Source organism: Shimia abyssi (assembly GCF_003014475.1).
Classification (GTDB): Bacteria; Pseudomonadota; Alphaproteobacteria; order Rhodobacterales; family Rhodobacteraceae; genus Shimia; species Shimia abyssi.
In genome coordinates, this window is the sequence record NZ_PYGJ01000001.1 from 184,930 (window position 1) to 202,488 (window position 17,559).

A 17,559-nucleotide genomic window follows, 5' to 3' on the forward strand; every position below is an offset into this window, starting at 1 on the left:
GTGCAAACTCTGACAAAGTCCGGGCGCCATTGTCCAGCGCCGTTTTCAAATCAACTGCGCCGACCTTGGTCGTAGGTCCACCTAACGCGCGCTACTTTTGCCCATTGGCGATCTCGGCAACCGTGGTGCGGACCTCGGCATCGGACGTTTCTCCAACAAAGCCGACAGTTAAAACCAGATTGCGAATGTGACCGCCCAACTCGCGCTGGCAATCCAGCTTGTCCGGATAACCACGCACGCGCACATTGCGATATGTATAATTGTCGCTGGCCTTGGAAATATAGCCACATTTCCACTCAATCTCATTTGCCGCTACCGGGCCGGACGCGATAAATGTCATTCCCAGAACAAACCCAAGCGCCCCAATGACACTGCGTTGAGAGTTCATTTTTTGACCGGATTCCATGTGCTTTCTCCTTTGTAACCAGAACAATTATGAGAATAGGAAACTTAGCCCGGCTTGAAAAAACACGTTCGCCCAAGTTTTCTGACAATTCAGCGATCAGAATTTGATCACCCCGCTTTTCACCAACCAGCCCTGCCGCACTCGAAACTGCCTTGCCCCCCGCGCGAAACTTGCCTACATAGCGCGCTGAACCAACCGAACGCTCGCTCAGACAGGTCCCAATGGAAAACGTTGTCCTCATCATTCACCTTCTCCTCGCACTTGCCCTGATCGGGGTCGTGCTGATGCAACGCTCCGAAGGTGGTGGCCTTGGCATTGGGGGCGGCGGCGGCGGTGCCGTGTCGGGCCGCTCGGCCGCGACAGCTTTGGGCAAAATTACATGGGTTCTTGCGGGCGCGTTCATCTGTACGTCGATCGCGTTGACGGTGATCGCCGCGAAAAACTCGGCATCCAGCTCGGTCTTTGATCGTCTCGGTACTTCGGCTCCGGTCGAAGAAACCACAACACCGCTCGCACCAGCAGGTGACAGCCTGTTGCCACCTTCCGAAGGTGACGACGCGCCGTTGCTGCCGCGCGCGGACTGATCTGGCGAACCACTTTGGCCCTACGGGGCCAACCACAACAGCTTGAGGCGATTTTTCCGTCCGCAACAGCATCTTGCGGTTCGGTTGCCAAAGGCATGCGAATCCTGTTATACTTAAGTCCCGTGATGCTGTGGCAGTTTCGGCTGCCGCGGGCGCATGAAATTTAGACGTACACATCGACGAATACGTTCGACTATCACGGGGGCGCAGGCCACATGGCACGCTATATCTTCATCACTGGTGGTGTTGTTTCTTCACTTGGCAAAGGTCTGGCCTCGGCCGCATTGGGTGCATTGCTGCAAGCACGCGGTTACACCGTGCGGCTGCGCAAACTTGACCCCTACCTGAATGTCGATCCGGGCACCATGTCGCCTTTTGAGCATGGCGAAGTGTTTGTCACCGATGACGGCGCCGAGACCGACCTTGATCTGGGCCATTACGAACGCTTTACCGGCGTACCCGCCCGCATGAGCGATTCGGTCAGCTCGGGTCGCATATACTCCAACGTTCTGGAAAAGGAACGGCGCGGCGATTACCTGGGCAAAACCATTCAGGTGGTTCCCCACGTGACCAATGAAATCAAAGACTTCATTAATATCGGTGATGACGAAGTTGATTTCATGCTCTGCGAAATCGGCGGCACCGTCGGTGATATCGAGGGCCTGCCCTTCTTCGAGGCGATCCGCCAGTTTTCCCATGACAAGCCGCGCGGCCAGTGCATCTTTATGCACCTGACATTGCTGCCTTGGCTGGCCGCCTCGGGCGAGCTGAAAACCAAACCGACGCAGCACTCGGTCAAAGAACTGCAATCCATCGGGATTGCGCCCGACATCCTCGTCTGCCGCTCTGAACAGCCAATCCCCGAGAAAGAACGCCAGAAAATCGCGCTGTTCTGTAACGTGCGCAAAGAGGCAGTTGTCGCGGCTTATGATCTCAAATCGATCTACGAAGCGCCTCTGGCATATCATCGCGAAGGCTTGGATCAGGCTGTGCTGGATGCGTTTGGTATCGCCCCTGCCCCACGCCCGGACCTGTCGGTCTGGAATGACGTAAACGACCGAATCTACAACACTGACGGTAAGGTCAATATCGCCATTGTCGGCAAATACACTCAGCTCGAAGACGCCTATAAGTCGATCAAAGAAGCCCTCACCCATGGCGGAATGCACAACCGCGTCAAAGTCTCGGTGAAATGGGTCGATGCCGAGGTGTTCGACAAGGAAGACGCAGCGCCCTATCTCGAAGGGTATGACGCCATCCTTGTGCCCGGCGGCTTTGGCGAACGCGGCACCGAAGGCAAGATCAAGGCGGCGCAGTTTGCCCGTGAACGCGGCATTCCGTATCTGGGCATCTGTCTGGGCATGCAAATGGCCGTTATCGAGGCCGCGCGCAACGTTGCTGGCATCAAAACCGCCGGGTCTGAAGAGTTTGATCACGAGGCCGGTCAGAAACGCTTTGAGCCGGTGGTCTACCATCTCAAGGAATGGGTGCAGGGCAACGCCAAAGTGACCCGCAAACAGGACGACAACAAAGGCGGCACCATGCGTCTGGGCGCTTATGATGCTGTCCTTGCGGATGGGTCCAAGGTCGCCCAAGTCTATGGCTCAAACGCCATCGAAGAGCGCCACCGCCACCGGTACGAAGTTGATACGACCTACCGTGAAAAGCTCGAAGCCTGCGGCCTGCAATTTTCCGGCATGTCCCCCGACGGTCGCCTTCCCGAGATTGTCGAATGGAAAGATCACCCTTGGTTTATCGGCGTTCAGTTCCACCCGGAACTCAAGTCAAAACCATTTGATCCCCACCCCCTCTTCCGCGATTTCGTCCGCGCCGCCAAGGACAACTCACGCCTCGTCTGAAGCCCCAGCAAAGAATACCCGCAGGGTTTCCCACGCTGGCTGTCCTTTCGGGCGCAAAGCACACCCAAGATGGCGGGCATGACCGATCGAAACTCCCAAAAGGCTCCTGAATTTTTTCAGGAGCCTTTTTCATGCCATGCACACCGTCCCATTTGATCACTCAAAACTAATTCTCTTGGTGAAATAGCCGCCAGCCCCTAACATCATCCAACTTTGCAAACATCTTCACTTCACCTTTTTACCGCAAGAGATTGACCATGAACGATATTCCCGAAGAGTCGCTCGACCCCTCCGATTGGTCAAACGCGCAATCCATCGCTCACAAAATGGTGGATGACGCCATTGAGCATCTCAGCTCCGTGCGCGACCGCACGGTCTGGCAGGACCTGCCAGACGGCATTCGCACCCACTTCAAGGCCGCTGCGCCAAACGATCCCATGCCGCTCGAAGATGTCTATGACGAGCTGAAACGAACGCTCATTCCGCATCCAATGGGCAACATCCATCCCCGCTTTTGGGGTTGGTATATGGGTGCCGGTAATTTCACCGGCGCGCTTGGCGATTTTTTGGCTGCCGTTGACGGCTCCAACTTGGGTGGCGGGGCCACTTCTGCCGCACAGATCGACATGCAGGTGGTGAACTGGTTCAAGGCGATGATGGGCTTTCCCGACACGGCCAGCGGCACCCTCACCTCTGGTGGTTCAATGGCCAACATGGTCGCGCTGACCGTGGCCCGCAACACCCACGCCGGTGTCGATGTGCGCGCCCACGGCGTCGCCGCCATGCCCCAGCCGTTGCGGTTCTACGCCTCTGATCAGGCCCACAGCTGCCATCCGAAATCACTCGAGGCACTGGGCCTTGGCAATACGTCCCTCACCCTCATCCCGACGGATGAAAACTACCGGATGGACATCGCCGCCCTGCGCACCGCAATCGCGTCTGATATCGCCGCTGGCATTAAACCGGCCTGCGTGATCGGCACCGCGGGCACCACAAATACCGGCGCGATCGACGATCTGGTCACGATCAGCGCGATCTGCAATGAACATGACATGTGGTTCCATGTCGATGGATGTATCGGCGCACTGATCCGCATCGCCCCCGATCACCGCCATATGGTGGCAGGTATCGACACCGCTGATTCCGTGGCGCTTGACCCTCATAAATGGCTTCATACCCCGTTTGAGGCCGGCTGCGTGATCGTGCGCGACGCCGAACGCCACCACGGCGCGTTTGAAATGCACGGAGACTACCTGCAAATGCAAGAACGCGGGCTGCTCGCCGGGCCGTTTCTTGCCGACTATGGCTTCGAACTGTCGCGCGGTTTCAAGGCACTCAAGATCTGGATGTCGATCAAGGAACATGGGCTGGAGAAGTTTGGACGTCTGATTGATCAGAACATTGCCCAAGGCCAATACCTCACCGCGCGGATCGCAGAAAACCCGGTGCTCGAGCTGATTGCGCCCACCGAAATCAACATTGTTTGCTTTCGACACCGCATTGAAAACGCGACAGAATCCCAGATCAAGGACTTCAACACCGAACTCATGCTGCAGATTCAGGAGTCCGGCATTGCCGTGATCTCTGACACCACCCTGCGCGACCAGCACTGCCTGCGCGTGGCCGTGAACAACCACCGCACCCGGACCGAGGACCTTGATATCCTGCTCGACGCCGTCATCAATACAGGGGCCGAGATCCTGGCCGAGCGATAACAGAAATCCTTTGGTGACGGGCGCATCAGACGGTATCCTTACCCTATGCGCGCCCTTATCGCCCCGTTCCTAAGTCTCTTTGCCACAGCCGCCATCGCCTGTGACACGCCTGTTTGCGTGGTCGATGCGGAAACGCTGGCGCTCGCCCGCACCATCACGTTCGACGATCAGCCCACCTCTTTCGGCGTGGGCCGACAGGTCGAACATGTGCTTGTGCAACCCGGTGTCTCCTTTGGGGAACGTTTCCTTGGCCAGACCCTATCGCGCGAAGGCACCTATGACCGCATCACCGGCCAAGCCGTTGGCCCGCTCACCATTCTGCCCGGCGCCCCCGGTGAAACGCTGGGTATTCTGCGCCTGATGGCGACATCTGTCCTGCATGGGCACGGTCCCGAAGGGTTCCCAAACCCCGAGGCCACCGGAGAAGGTGCAATTGCCGTGCTCTTTGAACATGATCAATCCGCACTGGCCTTTGATATTCGTGGTGGCGAAAAGGGCCACGCCACAGTCGCTTTCTTGCGTCGCGATGGTACGCACATTCACACCCTTCGCCTTGGTCCTCTTTCGGAAATGACCTACGGCTTTCAACGTATAGATGACATCCCAGATATTGCCGGGCTAATCATTGAAAACGCCGATCCAGAAGGTATCGCGCTCGACAATCTGCGCTTTGAGCGCAACGCCGTGCTCAGCCTGTTGCGCCTGCCCTAACACCGCGCCGATTTGGCAGATCATGGCTTGCCAACGCATTCAATCTGTTCCAGCTTTGCGAAAAAAGACCGCGAACAGAGGGGAATGCCAAATGGCCAAGGGCTATTGGATCGGACGTATCGATGTGGACGATCCCGAGGAATACAAAAAATATATCGCTGCAAATGCCGGCCCCTTTGCCGAATATGGTGGGCGTTTTGTGGTGCGCGGCGGCGTCTTTGAAAACCCAGAAGGCACGGCCCGCCAACGTAACGTGGTGATCGAGTTCCCAAGCTACCAAGCTGCACTCGAGTGTTACAACAGCGACGGATACCAGCACGCGAAATCCCTGCGCGTCGCCGTCAGCAAAGGTGATCTGGTCATCGTCGAGGGGTATGACCCATGATGTGGGATTCCCTCCTTACCCGTCTGCGTGGCAAGACACCCGCCTCTGACCTGCCCGAACCGGACGAAAAACTGGCCCTTGGTGCGCTTTTGGTGCGTGTGGCCAAGTCCGATAATCACTATGACGCGGTTGAGATAGGCGAGATTGATCGCATTTTGGCCGCAACCTTCTCGCTCAATCCAGTCGAGGCCGCCAAACTGCGCGCCACCTGCGAAAAACTCGAATCCGCCGCGCCCGGCACGCCAGACTTTGCTTTGGTGATCCGTCAGAACGTGGACTATCCCCACCGCCTAGAAATGGCACAGGCCCTTTGGCGTGTGATCATAGCCGATGGCGAACATGCGCCCGAAGAGGATGCGTCCCTGAACGAAATCGAATCCATGCTGGGAATTAAGCCAGAGGATTCGCCAGCGAATCAGGCCACCTGACCCCATTGCAGTCTGCGCCCGGCCTCTCTACATCTTCTCTCATGTTTGCCGATTTTCTAAAACGCCTGACGGCGCCCGCCCCGGAACCATTGAACGACACAGATGCGCGCCTTGCGCTCACGGCGCTGTTGGTGCGCATTGCGCGCACAGATGGCGAATACTCTCATGCGGAATCCGCTCAGATCGACCGTATTACGACACAGCGCTATGGCCTCTCACCCTTTGAGGCTACAGCCTTGCGCAAAGACGCCGAGACACTGGAAACCGAGGCTCCCGATACCGTGCGCTTTACCCGCGCCATCAAAGAGGCCGTCCCATTTGACGAGCGTATCGGCGTAGTAGAGGCGCTTTGGCAGGTTGTTTTGGCCGATGGCCAGCGCGATGCCGAAGAAGACGCGCTTGTCCGTCTCGCGGCAAACCTGCTGGGTATCAATGATCGCGACAGCGCTCTGGCCCGCCAACGGGTGATGAAACACTCCTGACTCCGTTAGAATGCCGCCTCAGCCCGAGGCACGACCTGTCAAAACGAACGCGAACGACCGCAAATTGCGCAAATTCCCCTCGCGTCACCCCTTTTGCACATTGCATTCGCGCAAATTTTCATCCCTATTGAGGCCCTGAATAAGAACAAGATCAATGGGGACCCCTTGGCCGACAATACGCCCGTTCTCGAAATTCGCGACCTGCACAAGGCTTATGGCGATCTGGAAGTGATCAAGGGCGTCAATATCACCGCCCGCCGTGGCGATGTGGTGTCACTGATTGGCTCTTCTGGCTCTGGCAAGTCCACAATCCTGCGCTGCGCTAATCTTCTCGAAGACAGCCAGCAGGGCGACATTCTATTCAAGGGAGAACCCGTGAACTGGAAAGGCGCGCGCCACGACCGCCATCCGGGCGATACCAAACAGGTCATCCGCATCCGCACCAATCTCAGCATGGTGTTCCAACAGTTCAATCTGTGGGCCCATATGACCATCCTGCAAAACGTGATGGAGGCGCCCGTCACGGTTCTGGGCCGCGACAAGGACGAGGTCGAGGCGTCGGCGCGCAAATATCTCGACAAGGTCGGAATTGGCGACAAGTGCGATGTCTACCCTGCGCAGCTTTCTGGTGGCCAGCAGCAGCGCGCCGCCATTGCCCGCGCTTTGGCGATGGAGCCAGAAGCCCTTTTGTTTGACGAACCCACCTCTGCGCTCGACCCCGAGCTTGAGCAAGAGGTTGTCCGCGTTATCAAAGCCTTGGCCGAAGAAGGCCGCACCATGCTGATCGTCACCCATGACATGAAAATGGCCCGTGACGTCTCCAGCCACGTGGTCTTTTTGCATCAAGGCCTGATCGAAGAAGAAGGCGATCCCGAAACACTCTTTGGGTCGCCCAAATCCGAGCGGTTGCAGCAGTTTCTCAGCTCAACAGCCGCCTAAACAAAAACCAACTATGGGAGCATAATCATGAAAAAACTGATCCTGAGCACCACAGCGCTCGCGCTCACTGCCGGTCTGGCAATGGCCGAAACCGTGCGCATGGGCACCGAGGGCGCCTACCCTCCGTACAACTTCATCAACGACGCCGGTGAAGTTGACGGGTTTGAGCGTGAACTGGGCGACGAGCTGTGCACACGTGCCGAACTGACCTGTGAATGGGTCACAAACGAATGGGATTCGATCATCCCAAACCTCGTGTCCGGCAACTACGACACCATCATCGCGGGCATGTCGATCACTGCCGAGCGTGACGAAGTCATCGACTTTACCCAGAACTATACCCAGCCCGACCCATCCGGCTACCTTGCTCTGATGGGCGCGGATGTTGATGTCAAAGGCGGTATCCTCGCGGCGCAAACCGGCACCATTCAGGCCGCTCATATCGCAGCCTCTGGTGCGACATTGGTCGAGTTTGCCACCCCCGAAGAAACCATCGCGGCTGTTCGCAGCGGCGAGGCAGACGCAGTGCTGGCTGATGACGCCTATCTGCGCCCCTTTGCAGCTGAAAACGATGACCTGACCATGTTGGCCGAAACCGAGCTTTTGGGCGGTGGCGTTGGCATGGGCGTGCGCGAAAGCGACGGCGAGCTAAAAGCCAAGTTCGACGCGGCGATCCAGTCGATGAAAGACGACGGCACCTTGAACGCGCTGCTCGCCAAATGGGAAATCGGTCCGGGTTTCTGATCCCGCACCTTTATGAGAGCGGGGCTGACCACGTGTCGGCCCCGCCTTTTTACACATGTTTTCATACTGTTCCGATCCATCGATCCTAGAAGGGCTTAGCTGGCTCTCGTGCTACCTAACCACAGGCAAGCACATGTCATTCTATGTCTCCTTTGGTACTGTGCTGCTGCTCTTGGCCATCACCGCGCCCACTGCGCTGGCCTTTGGTTTTGCCGGTGCGATGTCGGCCCGCGCGCGGTTTGCTCCGCTCAGCTGGATCGGAAAGGGCTATATCGCCATTGTGCGCGGTGTGCCCGATATCGCGTTTTTCCTGTTCTTTGTGATCGCGCTAGATCAGGCCATCGAATGGTCCCGTCACAAGCTGATGTGTCGCGATTGGACCGATCCGATCCGACAGGGCAATGACTTTGTGGTCTGCGCCGAGGCCAAGATGCCCTTGGGCACTGCCGCCCAATGGGTGCACGAAGTGTATGGCTTTTCGCTCGCCGTGATCACCTTTGCCATCGTTTTTGGTGCTTTTGCTGCCAACGTGCTGTTTGGCGCCATGCGCGCCGTGCCGCGCGCGCAGATGGAAACCGCCGAAGCTTATGGTATGACCCATCGCCAGGCATTCTGGCGCATTCTAGTGCCGCAAATGTGGGTCTACGCCCTGCCTGGCCTCTCGAACCTGTGGATGGTGTTGATCAAGGCCACGCCGCTGCTGTTCCTGCTTGGTGTCGAAGATATCGTTTATTGGGCGCGCGAAATGGGCGGCTCAAAAACCGCGCGCTTTACCGCCTACCCACATGGCGATTGGCGCATGTGGTACTTCTTTGCGCTCTTGGTATTCTACCTCGCTTTCACCCGTGTCTCCGAAATCGTGCTTGACCGTTTGATGAAGCGCCTGACCCACGGACAGGCCACCTCGGGCGGCGAAGCGCAGCGGAGGGCCAACGCATGAGCTGCTGGGAAACCATCGCCGATTACGGCCTGCGCTCGATCGGTATTGGCGAACGCCTGTTGCCCAAAGAGGACTTTACCCTCTGCCAACAGTTCACGCTGATCGGCTCGGGCATGATCTGGAACATCTATTTTGGTCTGGTCGCGCTGGTCTCGGGCTTTTTCTTCGCCACGGCGCTTGCCGTTGGCAAGGCCTCAAACAACCGCCTATTCCGCAAATTAGCCGAATGGTTCATCTTCATCTTCCGCGGCTCGCCACTCTTTATCCAGTTCTTCTTTGCCTATTTCCTGTTTCTCTCACTGAAACAGGCCGTTCCCATTTTCGCCCCTTTCACCGCCGCTTGGCTCGGCGCGCTGGTGGTCTTGTTCTTCAATACGGCGGCCTATTCGGGCGAGATATTCTACGGCGCGCTCCAGTCGATCCCCAAGGGCGACATCGAAGCGGCGGACGCCTATGGCATGACCGGCTGGACCCGGTTCCGCCGCATTACCTTTCCCACCATGCTTCGCCTTGCATGGCCTGCCTACACGAACGAGGCGATCTTCCTCTTTCACGCAACCACGCTGGTGTACTTCTCGGGTTTCCCGGCTTGGCGGCAAAAAGGCGACGCGCTCTATTATGCCAGCTACTTTGCGGACAAGACGTTCAACCCGTTCATCCCCTACCCGATTCTGGCGGGATATTTCATCATCCTCACTCTGATCGTGGTCAGCGTCTTTGGGTTGGCCAACACACATCTGAACAAGCATCTGCCTAAGGAAGCGCGGCGCAAAATCCGGTTCCGCCCGAACATTATCCGCTGACGCCCATAAACTCTAAATCGCGAAATCCGCACCGACGCGTTACCGACGCAATACCGACGTTATACCGATGTGCCATTTCGGGGCTGGACTAGCCGTTATCCCGGCCCTCATATTTTGAGAACCGCGACCGATCCAGGTAACAAATGACCCTCTCCGAGTATCAAACCATCCGTGTTGCGACCGCCGATCTAAACGGCCAGCTACGCGGTAAACGCCTGCCATCATCCCAAGCTGATAAGCTTGCCAATGGCGGACTGCGGATGCCGCTTTCCGCGCTCAATGTCGACATTTGGGGGGATGATATCAACAACAGCCCGCTTGTTTTTGAAAGCGGCGATGCGGACGGCATTCTCCGGCCAACCAATCGCGACCCCGTCCCGATGCCTTGGCTCGAAACACCCTCAAAGCTTCATCTGATGAGCATGTTTCACGAGGATGGCACGCCCTTTTTGGGCGACCCGCGACAGGCGTTAAATCATGTTCTTGAACGGTTTTCCACTCGCGGCTGGTCGGTTCTCGCCGCGACCGAGATGGAGTTCACGCTGGTCGATGACAGCGCCGCTGTGCTGCGCGCACCCATCGATCCCCGCACCGGTCGCCGCCTCTTTGCTGGTGATATCCTATCCGTTGACGCGCTGGACGCGTTCGATCCGTTTTTCACCGAACTGCACGCCGGCGCGTGCGCTATGGGCATCGACATTCAGAGCATGATTGGCGAATGTGGACTGGGCCAATTCGAGGTAACGCTGAACCATCGCGATGCCCGGCGTGCGGCAGATGATGCCATACTTTTCAAACACTTGGCCCGTGGTATTGCCCGCAAACACGGCATGGCCGCGACCTTTGTGGCAAAACCCTACATCGATGACGCAGGCAACGGAATGCATGTGCATTTTTCCGTCCTCGATCAGAACGGCACCAACGTATTTGACAACGGCGGCGCCGAGGGTAGCGACATTCTGCACTATGCGATCGCCGGATGCCTTGCCGCTATGCCCGCCAGTACGCTGATCCTTGCGCCACATGGGCCCTCGTATGACCGCTTTGCTCGCGGCAGCCACGCCCCCACAAGCGCGTGTTGGGCCTACGAAAATCGTACCGCTGCCATTCGCGTACCGGGCGGGGCGCCGACGGCGCGGCGCATCGAGCACCGCACCGCCGGTGGGGACACAAACCCCTATCTGGTCTTCGCAACCATACTCGGCGCCGCCATGGCCGGGATCGAAGATGAACGACCAGCTGCCGCCCCGATCACTGGCAACGCCTATGATCTCGACCTGCCCCAGCTCGCCCCCGACTGGGCCACAGCCGTAGAACTCTTTGCCACCGATCCTTTGATCGCACGCATCCTACCCAACCCGCTGATCCGCAATCTGACCATGACCAAACGCCAAGAGCTAAAGCGCTTGGTCGACATCCCCGAACAGGAGCAGTGGCAAACATATCTTGAACGTGTATGACATGGGACAACACGCAAACGATTGGTGACATATGAAGATCGGCATTCTCGAAACCGGAAAACCACCCACCGAACTGACCGAAGACTACGGTGATTATGTTGATGCTTTCAAAGGCTTGCTGGCCAATCAGGGCTTTGAATTTGAAGGTTGGAGCGTTGTCGACGGCGTCTTTCCGGCTTCGGTCAGCGATGCGAACGGCTGGCTGATCACCGGCTCTCGTCATGGGGCCTACGAAGATCATGACTGGATCCCCCCGCTGGAAGATTTCATCCGCGAGGCTGTTACCCTATCCGTTCCCATGGTGGGCATATGCTTTGGTCACCAGATCATTGCGCAGGCGCTGGGTGGCAAGGTCGAAAAATACGCGGGCGGCTGGGTTGTTGGGCATCAGGTTTATGATTTTTTTGGCACGCCACTGGCGATGCACGCATGGCATCAGGATCAGGTTGTCGAACTGCCCCCCGGTGCGACCACACTTGCGAGCGGCGAAAACTGCGCCCATGCGGCCATTATCTATGGCGACCGTGCCCTTACCGTACAGGCGCACCCGGAATACGATGCAGGCTTTATCGAAGGCTTGATAGAGCACCGAGGTAAGGGGGTTGTCCCGGACGCCCAATTGCAAACCGCGCTTGACGGGTTGGGCCAAGGTACATCGAACCAGTTGATGGCTGACCAGATCGCAGATTTCTTTCGGCAGGAACGCGCAAAATGACCAGCTGGCAGGAACAGATACCTGAAAGCGCGCAGAAATACCTCGAGGGCAATCGGCTGGATGAGGTGGAATGTATCATTTCTGATTTGCCGGGCATTGCGCGCGGCAAGGCGGTGCCCGCCAGCAAGTTTGCGCGACAGTCTTACTTTCATTTACCTGAGTCGATCTTTTTTCAGACCATCACCGGTGAATGGGGAGAAGCCGCCGGATCAGAGGGCTTTATCGAGCGCGACATGATCCTGCGCCCGGACTGGAGCACAGCCACCGCCGCCCCTTGGACAGCGGACTGGACACTGCAGGTGATTCATGACGCGTTTGATGTCGACGGTATGCCCATACCTTTCAGCCCGCGTAATATTTTGAAGCGCGTCGTTCAACTTTATCACGATCAAGGCTGGGTGCCTGTTGTTGCGCCAGAGATGGAGTTCTACCTCGTTGCGCGCAATATCGACCCAGCCAAAGCCATTGAACCGATGATGGGCCGATCCGGCCGACCAGCCGCCGCACGACAGGCCTATTCCATGACAGCTGTAGATGAATTTGGCCCGGTGATCGACGACATCTACGATTTTGCCGAGTCGCAAGGGTTTGAGATTGATGGCATCACCCAAGAAGGCGGCGCCGGGCAGCTCGAGATCAACATGGTGCATGGCGACCCGGTCAAGTTGGCTGATGAAGTGTTCTATTTTAAACGCCTGATCCGTGAGGCGGCGCTGCGGCATAATTGTTACGCCACATTTATGGCGAAACCCATCGAAGGCGAGCCGGGTTCTGCGATGCATATCCACCATTCGGTTCTGGATCGCGAAACCGGGCAGAACATCTTTTCTGGACCACAGGGCGGAGATACAGACGCGTTTTTTCACTTTATCGCCGGGTTGCAAAACCACCTGCCCTCGGCAACGGCGATCCTTGCGCCCTATGTGAATTCTTATCGTCGCTACGTGCGGGATCATGCAGCCCCCATCAACCTTGAATGGGCCCGCGACAATCGCACAACCGGCATTCGCATCCCATTGTCCTCGCCTAAATCGCGACGGGTGGAAAACAGGCTCGCAGGTATGGATTGCAACCCGTATCTCGGGATCGCGGCCTCGCTGGCCTGTGGCTATCTGGGGCTGATCGAACAGGAACGCCCCGATCGCCAATTCAAGGGGGACGCGTATGATGGAGAAGAAGCGTTGCCACGCATATTGGGTGGGGCGCTGGATCTGTTTGATTCAGCCTTGGCGCTGAACGACATTTTGGGGCCCGAATTTGCGCGTGTCTATTCGATCGTTAAACGCAAGGAATACGAGGAGTTCCTTGAAGTGATCAGCCCTTGGGAACGCGAGCATTTATTGCTCAACGTCTGAGCGGGGTTGAGAGTGCGGATGCCTCCGGCGGAAGTATTTCTGGCAAGATGAAAACAGGGGGCGGCGCGGTTGGATCTGCTCTATGCCAATGATCACAAAGGGGAATACCCTGCAAGCTGGTACGCACAAACCGCGCGTACTCTTGCGCCATTTCCTCAATTGAGCGGCCTCCAACACGCGGATGTCTGCGTGGTCGGCGGTGGATATACGGGGCTGTCCACGGCATTGCATCTGGCCGAACAAGGGATTGATGTGGTTTTGCTTGAGGCGCATCGCATGGGTTTTGGGGCGTCTGGGAGAAATGGTGGTCAGCTTGGGTCTGGTCAGCGCTTGGAACAAGGCGGCCTGGAAGATTTGGTTGGACTTGAGACCGCGCAGACGCTCTGGGCATTGGCCGAGGATGCCAAGGAATTGGTTAAGTCTCTGATTGCGCGCCACAATATTGACTGCCACCTTAAGCCTGGTGTGGCCCATGCCTGCTTTACGGATCGCGACGTTGCCCATGAACACAACTATGCCGCCCATCTAAGTTCAGCATATGGCTATGACCAGATCCAACCGTTGGATCGGGATCAGATGCACGCGCTCTGCCCATCGCCAAAATACGTTGGGGGCTCGCTGGATATGGGGGCGGCGCACCTGCATCCGCTTGCTTTTGCGCTGGGACTGGCACGTGCCGCGCGGGATGCGGGCGCACGTATTTTTGAGACATCTCGGGTTGAGAACATCACCCATGGCTGCAAGATCACCGTCACCACAAACACCGGTCAAGTGAGCGCCGATCACCTTGTATTGGCCTGCAACGGGTATCTGGGGCATCTCGATCAACGGGTCGCCGCGCGTGTCATGCCGATCAACAATTTCATTGCCGCGACAGAGCCGCTTGGCGACGCGGCTGCGCAGGTTCTGACCCGTGACGTGGCTGTGGCCGATACCAAGTTTGTGGTGAATTATTTTCGGCTGTCTCAGGATAAACGGCTGTTGTTTGGCGGTGGCGAAAGCTATGGCTATCGATTTCCCAAAGACATCGCAGCCAAAGTGCGCAAGCCAATGACCGAGATTTTCCCGCATTTGCACGATGTACGCATTGACCATGCCTGGGGGGGAACGCTTGCGATTACCATGAAACGGATGCCCTATTTGCGCCGACTTTCCCCCAATATTCTAACCGCATCCGGGTATTCTGGGCACGGCGTTGGCACCGCAACCCATGCCGGACAACTTATGGCCAACGCCATCTTCGGACAGTCGTCGGGTTTTGACACGATGAGCAGCATTCCAGCGCGTCCTTTCCCCGGTGGCGTGCTTGGCCGTAGCCCGCTTTTGGCGCTGGCAATGACATGGTATGCCATACGTGACCGTTTGGGCATTTGAACTAATTCTATTGAATCAACGGGTTGAGCGTGGCCATGGCGGCGATGCAATTGAGTCACGTAACAAACTTTTCACATAGTCGCATACAAAATCTCTTGGCCGAGACTCGTCACTGTTTTATGTTTCTGAAAGTCGCGCATAAGAAAGTTGAAAACAATGACACTTCCTCCGAACGTTTACGACGCTGAACCCATCCCGGAATCCGCCCGCGCCGAGGTTGAGCGCTTGTTGAAAACCGGTGACTTGTTCCGATATACGGCGCCCGAAAATGCGCCTGTCGCTTTGCTGGAAACCGAATTTGCCGAGATGCTGGGCACGAAATACGCGCTCGCCGTCTCCTCGTGTTCTGCGGCGCTGTTCTTGTCATTGAAGGCGCTTGGCCTGCCACGTGATGCGCGCGTGCTGATCCCCGGCTTCACCTTTGCCGCTGTGCCCTCATCCGTGGTGCACGCCGATTGTGTGCCTGTACTGTGCGAAGTGGGCGAAAATTACCGTATTGATATCGCTGATTTTGAACGCCGTCTGGATGACAACATTTCAGCCGTGATCATCAGCCACATGCGTGGTCATACGTCGGATATGGACGCGATCATGGCGCTTTGTGCAGCGCGCAATATCCCTGTGATCGAAGACGCGGCGCATTCGCTGGGCACCACTTGGAATGGTCACAATATCGGGACGATCGGCCATATTGGCTGTTTCTCATTCCAATCCTACAAGCTGCTCAACGCAGGCGAAGGCGGCATCATGGTCACGGATGATGCGGACCTGATTGCACAGGCCGTCATCATGTCTGGCGCCTATGAGCATAACTGGCAAAAGCACAAGCCGGTCAACGCCGATGACAAGGCCGAGCTAGGGGCGGCTTTCGCCCGCTGGCAGAACATGGTGCCGCTTTATAACCTGCGGCTGTCCAATCTTTCTGCGGCAATCGTGCGCCCACAATTGGCCGAAGTGCCGCGACGCGTGCGTGATGGCCGTCGCAATCATGACTATGTTGCCGGACTTTTGAACCAGTCGGCATGGCTCAACGTGCCAGCAAAACTGTCACCAGAGGAGCGCGCGCCAGACTCTATCCAGTTCAACCTGATCGGTATGGACAATGACCAGATCCTTGCCTTCCAAGCCGCCGCGAACAAACGCGGCATCAAGGTGCAGGTCTTTGGTCAGTCAACGGACAATGCCCGCGCCTTTTGGAACTGGAACTTTATTAAGGACCTGCCAGAGCTGCCTGAGACGCGCAAAATGCTAATGAAAGCGTGTGACGTGCGCCTGCCTGCGCGCCTGAAAAAGGCCGAGCTGGAGATCATTGCATCGGCACTGACCGGCGCCGCACAGGATGTTATGGGCGAGCTTCGCGCCTACGGCACCTGATCATGTCTGCATAGAAAGAGAAAAGCAGGGCACATTGCCCTGCTTTTTTCATTTCAGCTTGCTCAACTTGGCCTGCAACTCAGCGAGCTGCTTTTTGATGTCGTCAAGGTTTTCCCCGTCGCCATCTTCGCTTTCACTCTTGTCGTCGTCAGCCTCTCCTGCTTGCCAGGGAAGGCCGCCGGTCATGGCTTTCATGAACGCTTCTTGCTGCGCTTGCATTGCCTCGATACCGGGCATTTTCATGCCACCCATCATTTTCTCCTGCCCTTCTTTCAGCATGTCAAAAGACGCTTGCAGGAATTGAGGTACCACGCTTGAAGCTTGGGTCGTGTAACTGCGCACCAGATCGTTCAGCACGTTCGTCGGCAACACGTTTTCGCCACGGCTCTCGTGTTCGGCAATAATCTGAAGCAGATACTGACGGGTCAGGTCATCTCCGGTTTTGAGATCGACAATCTGAACCTCTCGGCCGTCGCGAATAAATCCCGAGATATCTTCGAGCGTGACGTAGTCACTGGTCTCGGTATTATACAGCCGCCGGCTGGCGTAACGCTTAATAAGCAGCGGATTTTTGTCGTTAGCCAAAGTTGCCTCCCCAATTGATATTTGTGCATTGCAGCAAAGCCTATGCGACTGCAGCACAAAAAGAAAGGGCAGGCCTAAGGCCTGCCCACGCAATTCGCAACATCAGGGAGGAGGAGTGCGAACCGGCTGGAAATCCAGCTTACTTAGTCGCTGCTTTTTTAGCAGCGGCAGTCACGTCGTTGGTTGCTTTTTTAACAGCAGCAGTCGCCTCTTCGGTGGCGTCTTTGCCGGCAGTCATCAGCAGTTCAACAGTTTCGGACTGAACTTTTTTCGCAACTTCAGCGAAAGCAGCCATGTTCTCAGCAGCAACTTCTGCCTGAGCCGAAGCGAAATCGGTCATCGCTTTTGCGTAGTCAGCAGGCTCTGCTTTTGCTTTGGACATGTCGGCCAGTTTGGCCAGCGTGTCTTTTGTCCACTTGGAGGAGATTTCCGAAGACTTTTCGGCGGCATCCAATGCAACGCTGGAAAGTTTTTCGTTCAGCGACGCAGTGTTTTTGAATGCATCTTCCAGAGCAGAGTTGTCTACAGGGAATGCGCCCATCATGTCTTTCAGGATGGTGGTCATGTCTTGTGTTTTAGCCATAGTGCCAGGTCCTTTTAATCAATGTGCGGGCCAGCCCCGCTGTCTGTCTTCTGAACACAATATGCGTTCTGCGTCGCAGCATTTCAAGTAATTTTTGCTGCGTCGCAGCACAAAATT

Annotated in this window: 19 protein-coding genes; 16 read left to right on the forward strand and 3 right to left on the reverse strand. The window is 56.7% G+C overall.

Going from position 1 to position 17,559, the window contains the following annotated elements; all coding sequences use genetic code 11:
- Window positions 1-91: 91 nt before the first annotated feature.
- A complete protein-coding gene (locus tag CLV88_RS00910) occupies window positions 92-406 on the reverse strand; it encodes a hypothetical protein (protein WP_106606487.1) in 315 nt (104 codons plus the stop codon).
- Between the two features lie 221 nt (window positions 407-627).
- Here CLV88_RS00910 and secG point away from each other — a divergent pair, with 221 nt between their 5' ends.
- The 16 genes from secG to CLV88_RS00990 all read left to right on the forward strand — a co-directional run bounded on the left by secG (window position 628) and on the right by CLV88_RS00990 (window position 16,274).
- On the forward strand, window positions 628-990 hold the full coding sequence (gene secG / locus CLV88_RS00915; RefSeq protein WP_106606488.1) for a preprotein translocase subunit SecG: 363 nt from the start codon (window positions 628-630) through the stop codon (window positions 988-990).
- A 215-nt stretch (window positions 991-1,205) separates the two neighbouring features.
- Entirely contained in the window at window positions 1,206-2,849 is a 1,644-nt protein-coding gene (locus tag CLV88_RS00920) for a CTP synthase (RefSeq protein ID WP_106606489.1), read from the forward strand.
- 257 nt (window positions 2,850-3,106) lie between these two features.
- Window positions 3,107-4,564 carry a pyridoxal phosphate-dependent decarboxylase family protein gene (locus CLV88_RS00925; RefSeq protein ID WP_106606490.1) on the forward strand — a complete coding sequence of 486 codons (1,458 nt, stop codon included), beginning with the start codon at window positions 3,107-3,109 and terminating at the stop codon, window positions 4,562-4,564.
- Between the two features lie 45 nt (window positions 4,565-4,609).
- Complete coding sequence (locus CLV88_RS00930; protein ID WP_106606491.1) at window positions 4,610-5,275, forward strand: hypothetical protein; 666 nt, start codon at window positions 4,610-4,612, stop codon at window positions 5,273-5,275.
- Between the two features lie 91 nt (window positions 5,276-5,366).
- Window positions 5,367-5,660, forward strand: coding sequence for a DUF1330 domain-containing protein (locus CLV88_RS00935; RefSeq protein WP_106606492.1), 294 nt, complete (start codon window positions 5,367-5,369; stop codon window positions 5,658-5,660).
- Window positions 5,657-6,088 (forward strand): tellurite resistance TerB family protein, encoded by a 432-nt coding sequence (locus CLV88_RS00940; RefSeq protein WP_341477136.1) that lies wholly within the window; start codon window positions 5,657-5,659, stop codon window positions 6,086-6,088. Before CLV88_RS00935 ends, CLV88_RS00940 begins: the two co-directional genes overlap by 4 nt.
- A gap of 41 nt (window positions 6,089-6,129) precedes the next feature.
- Window positions 6,130-6,570, forward strand: coding sequence for a tellurite resistance TerB family protein (locus CLV88_RS00945; RefSeq protein WP_106606494.1), 441 nt, complete (start codon window positions 6,130-6,132; stop codon window positions 6,568-6,570).
- A 165-nt stretch (window positions 6,571-6,735) separates the two neighbouring features.
- Complete coding sequence (locus CLV88_RS00950) at window positions 6,736-7,509, forward strand: ABC transporter ATP-binding protein (protein ID WP_106607042.1); 774 nt, start codon at window positions 6,736-6,738, stop codon at window positions 7,507-7,509.
- A 27-nt stretch (window positions 7,510-7,536) separates the two neighbouring features.
- The gene (locus tag CLV88_RS00955; protein WP_106606495.1) at window positions 7,537-8,253 is read left to right on the forward strand and encodes a transporter substrate-binding domain-containing protein; all 717 of its coding nucleotides are present in this window, start codon (window positions 7,537-7,539) and stop codon (window positions 8,251-8,253) included.
- Window positions 8,254-8,308: 55 nt separating this feature from the next.
- Window positions 8,309-9,193, forward strand: coding sequence for an ABC transporter permease (locus tag CLV88_RS00960; protein ID WP_106606496.1), 885 nt, complete (start codon window positions 8,309-8,311; stop codon window positions 9,191-9,193).
- Window positions 9,190-9,996 (forward strand): ABC transporter permease, encoded by an 807-nt coding sequence (locus CLV88_RS00965; protein ID WP_106606497.1) that lies wholly within the window; start codon window positions 9,190-9,192, stop codon window positions 9,994-9,996. The genes CLV88_RS00960 and CLV88_RS00965 overlap by 4 nt, the downstream gene beginning before the upstream one ends.
- Window positions 9,997-10,139: 143 nt before the next feature.
- Window positions 10,140-11,456 carry a glutamine synthetase family protein gene (locus CLV88_RS00970; protein ID WP_106606498.1) on the forward strand — a complete coding sequence of 439 codons (1,317 nt, stop codon included), beginning with the start codon at window positions 10,140-10,142 and terminating at the stop codon, window positions 11,454-11,456.
- Between the two features lie 31 nt (window positions 11,457-11,487).
- Entirely contained in the window at window positions 11,488-12,171 is a 684-nt protein-coding gene (locus tag CLV88_RS00975) for a type 1 glutamine amidotransferase (RefSeq protein WP_106606499.1), read from the forward strand.
- The gene (locus tag CLV88_RS00980) at window positions 12,168-13,526 is read left to right on the forward strand and encodes a glutamine synthetase family protein (protein WP_106606500.1); all 1,359 of its coding nucleotides are present in this window, start codon (window positions 12,168-12,170) and stop codon (window positions 13,524-13,526) included. Before CLV88_RS00975 ends, CLV88_RS00980 begins: the two co-directional genes overlap by 4 nt.
- 69 nt (window positions 13,527-13,595) lie before the next feature.
- Complete coding sequence (locus CLV88_RS00985; protein ID WP_106606501.1) at window positions 13,596-14,900, forward strand: NAD(P)/FAD-dependent oxidoreductase; 1,305 nt, start codon at window positions 13,596-13,598, stop codon at window positions 14,898-14,900.
- Between the two features lie 156 nt (window positions 14,901-15,056).
- Window positions 15,057-16,274 (forward strand): DegT/DnrJ/EryC1/StrS family aminotransferase, encoded by a 1,218-nt coding sequence (locus tag CLV88_RS00990; RefSeq protein ID WP_106606502.1) that lies wholly within the window; start codon window positions 15,057-15,059, stop codon window positions 16,272-16,274.
- Between the two features lie 48 nt (window positions 16,275-16,322).
- On the opposite strand, the gene phaR is transcribed toward CLV88_RS00990, so the two are convergent.
- A complete protein-coding gene (gene phaR / locus CLV88_RS00995; protein ID WP_106606503.1) occupies window positions 16,323-16,859 on the reverse strand; it encodes a polyhydroxyalkanoate synthesis repressor PhaR in 537 nt (178 codons plus the stop codon).
- Window positions 16,860-16,998: 139 nt separating this feature from the next.
- On the reverse strand, window positions 16,999-17,442 hold the full coding sequence (locus CLV88_RS01000; RefSeq protein ID WP_106606504.1) for a phasin family protein: 444 nt from the start codon (window positions 17,440-17,442) through the stop codon (window positions 16,999-17,001).
- Window positions 17,443-17,559: the final 117 nt, after the last annotated feature.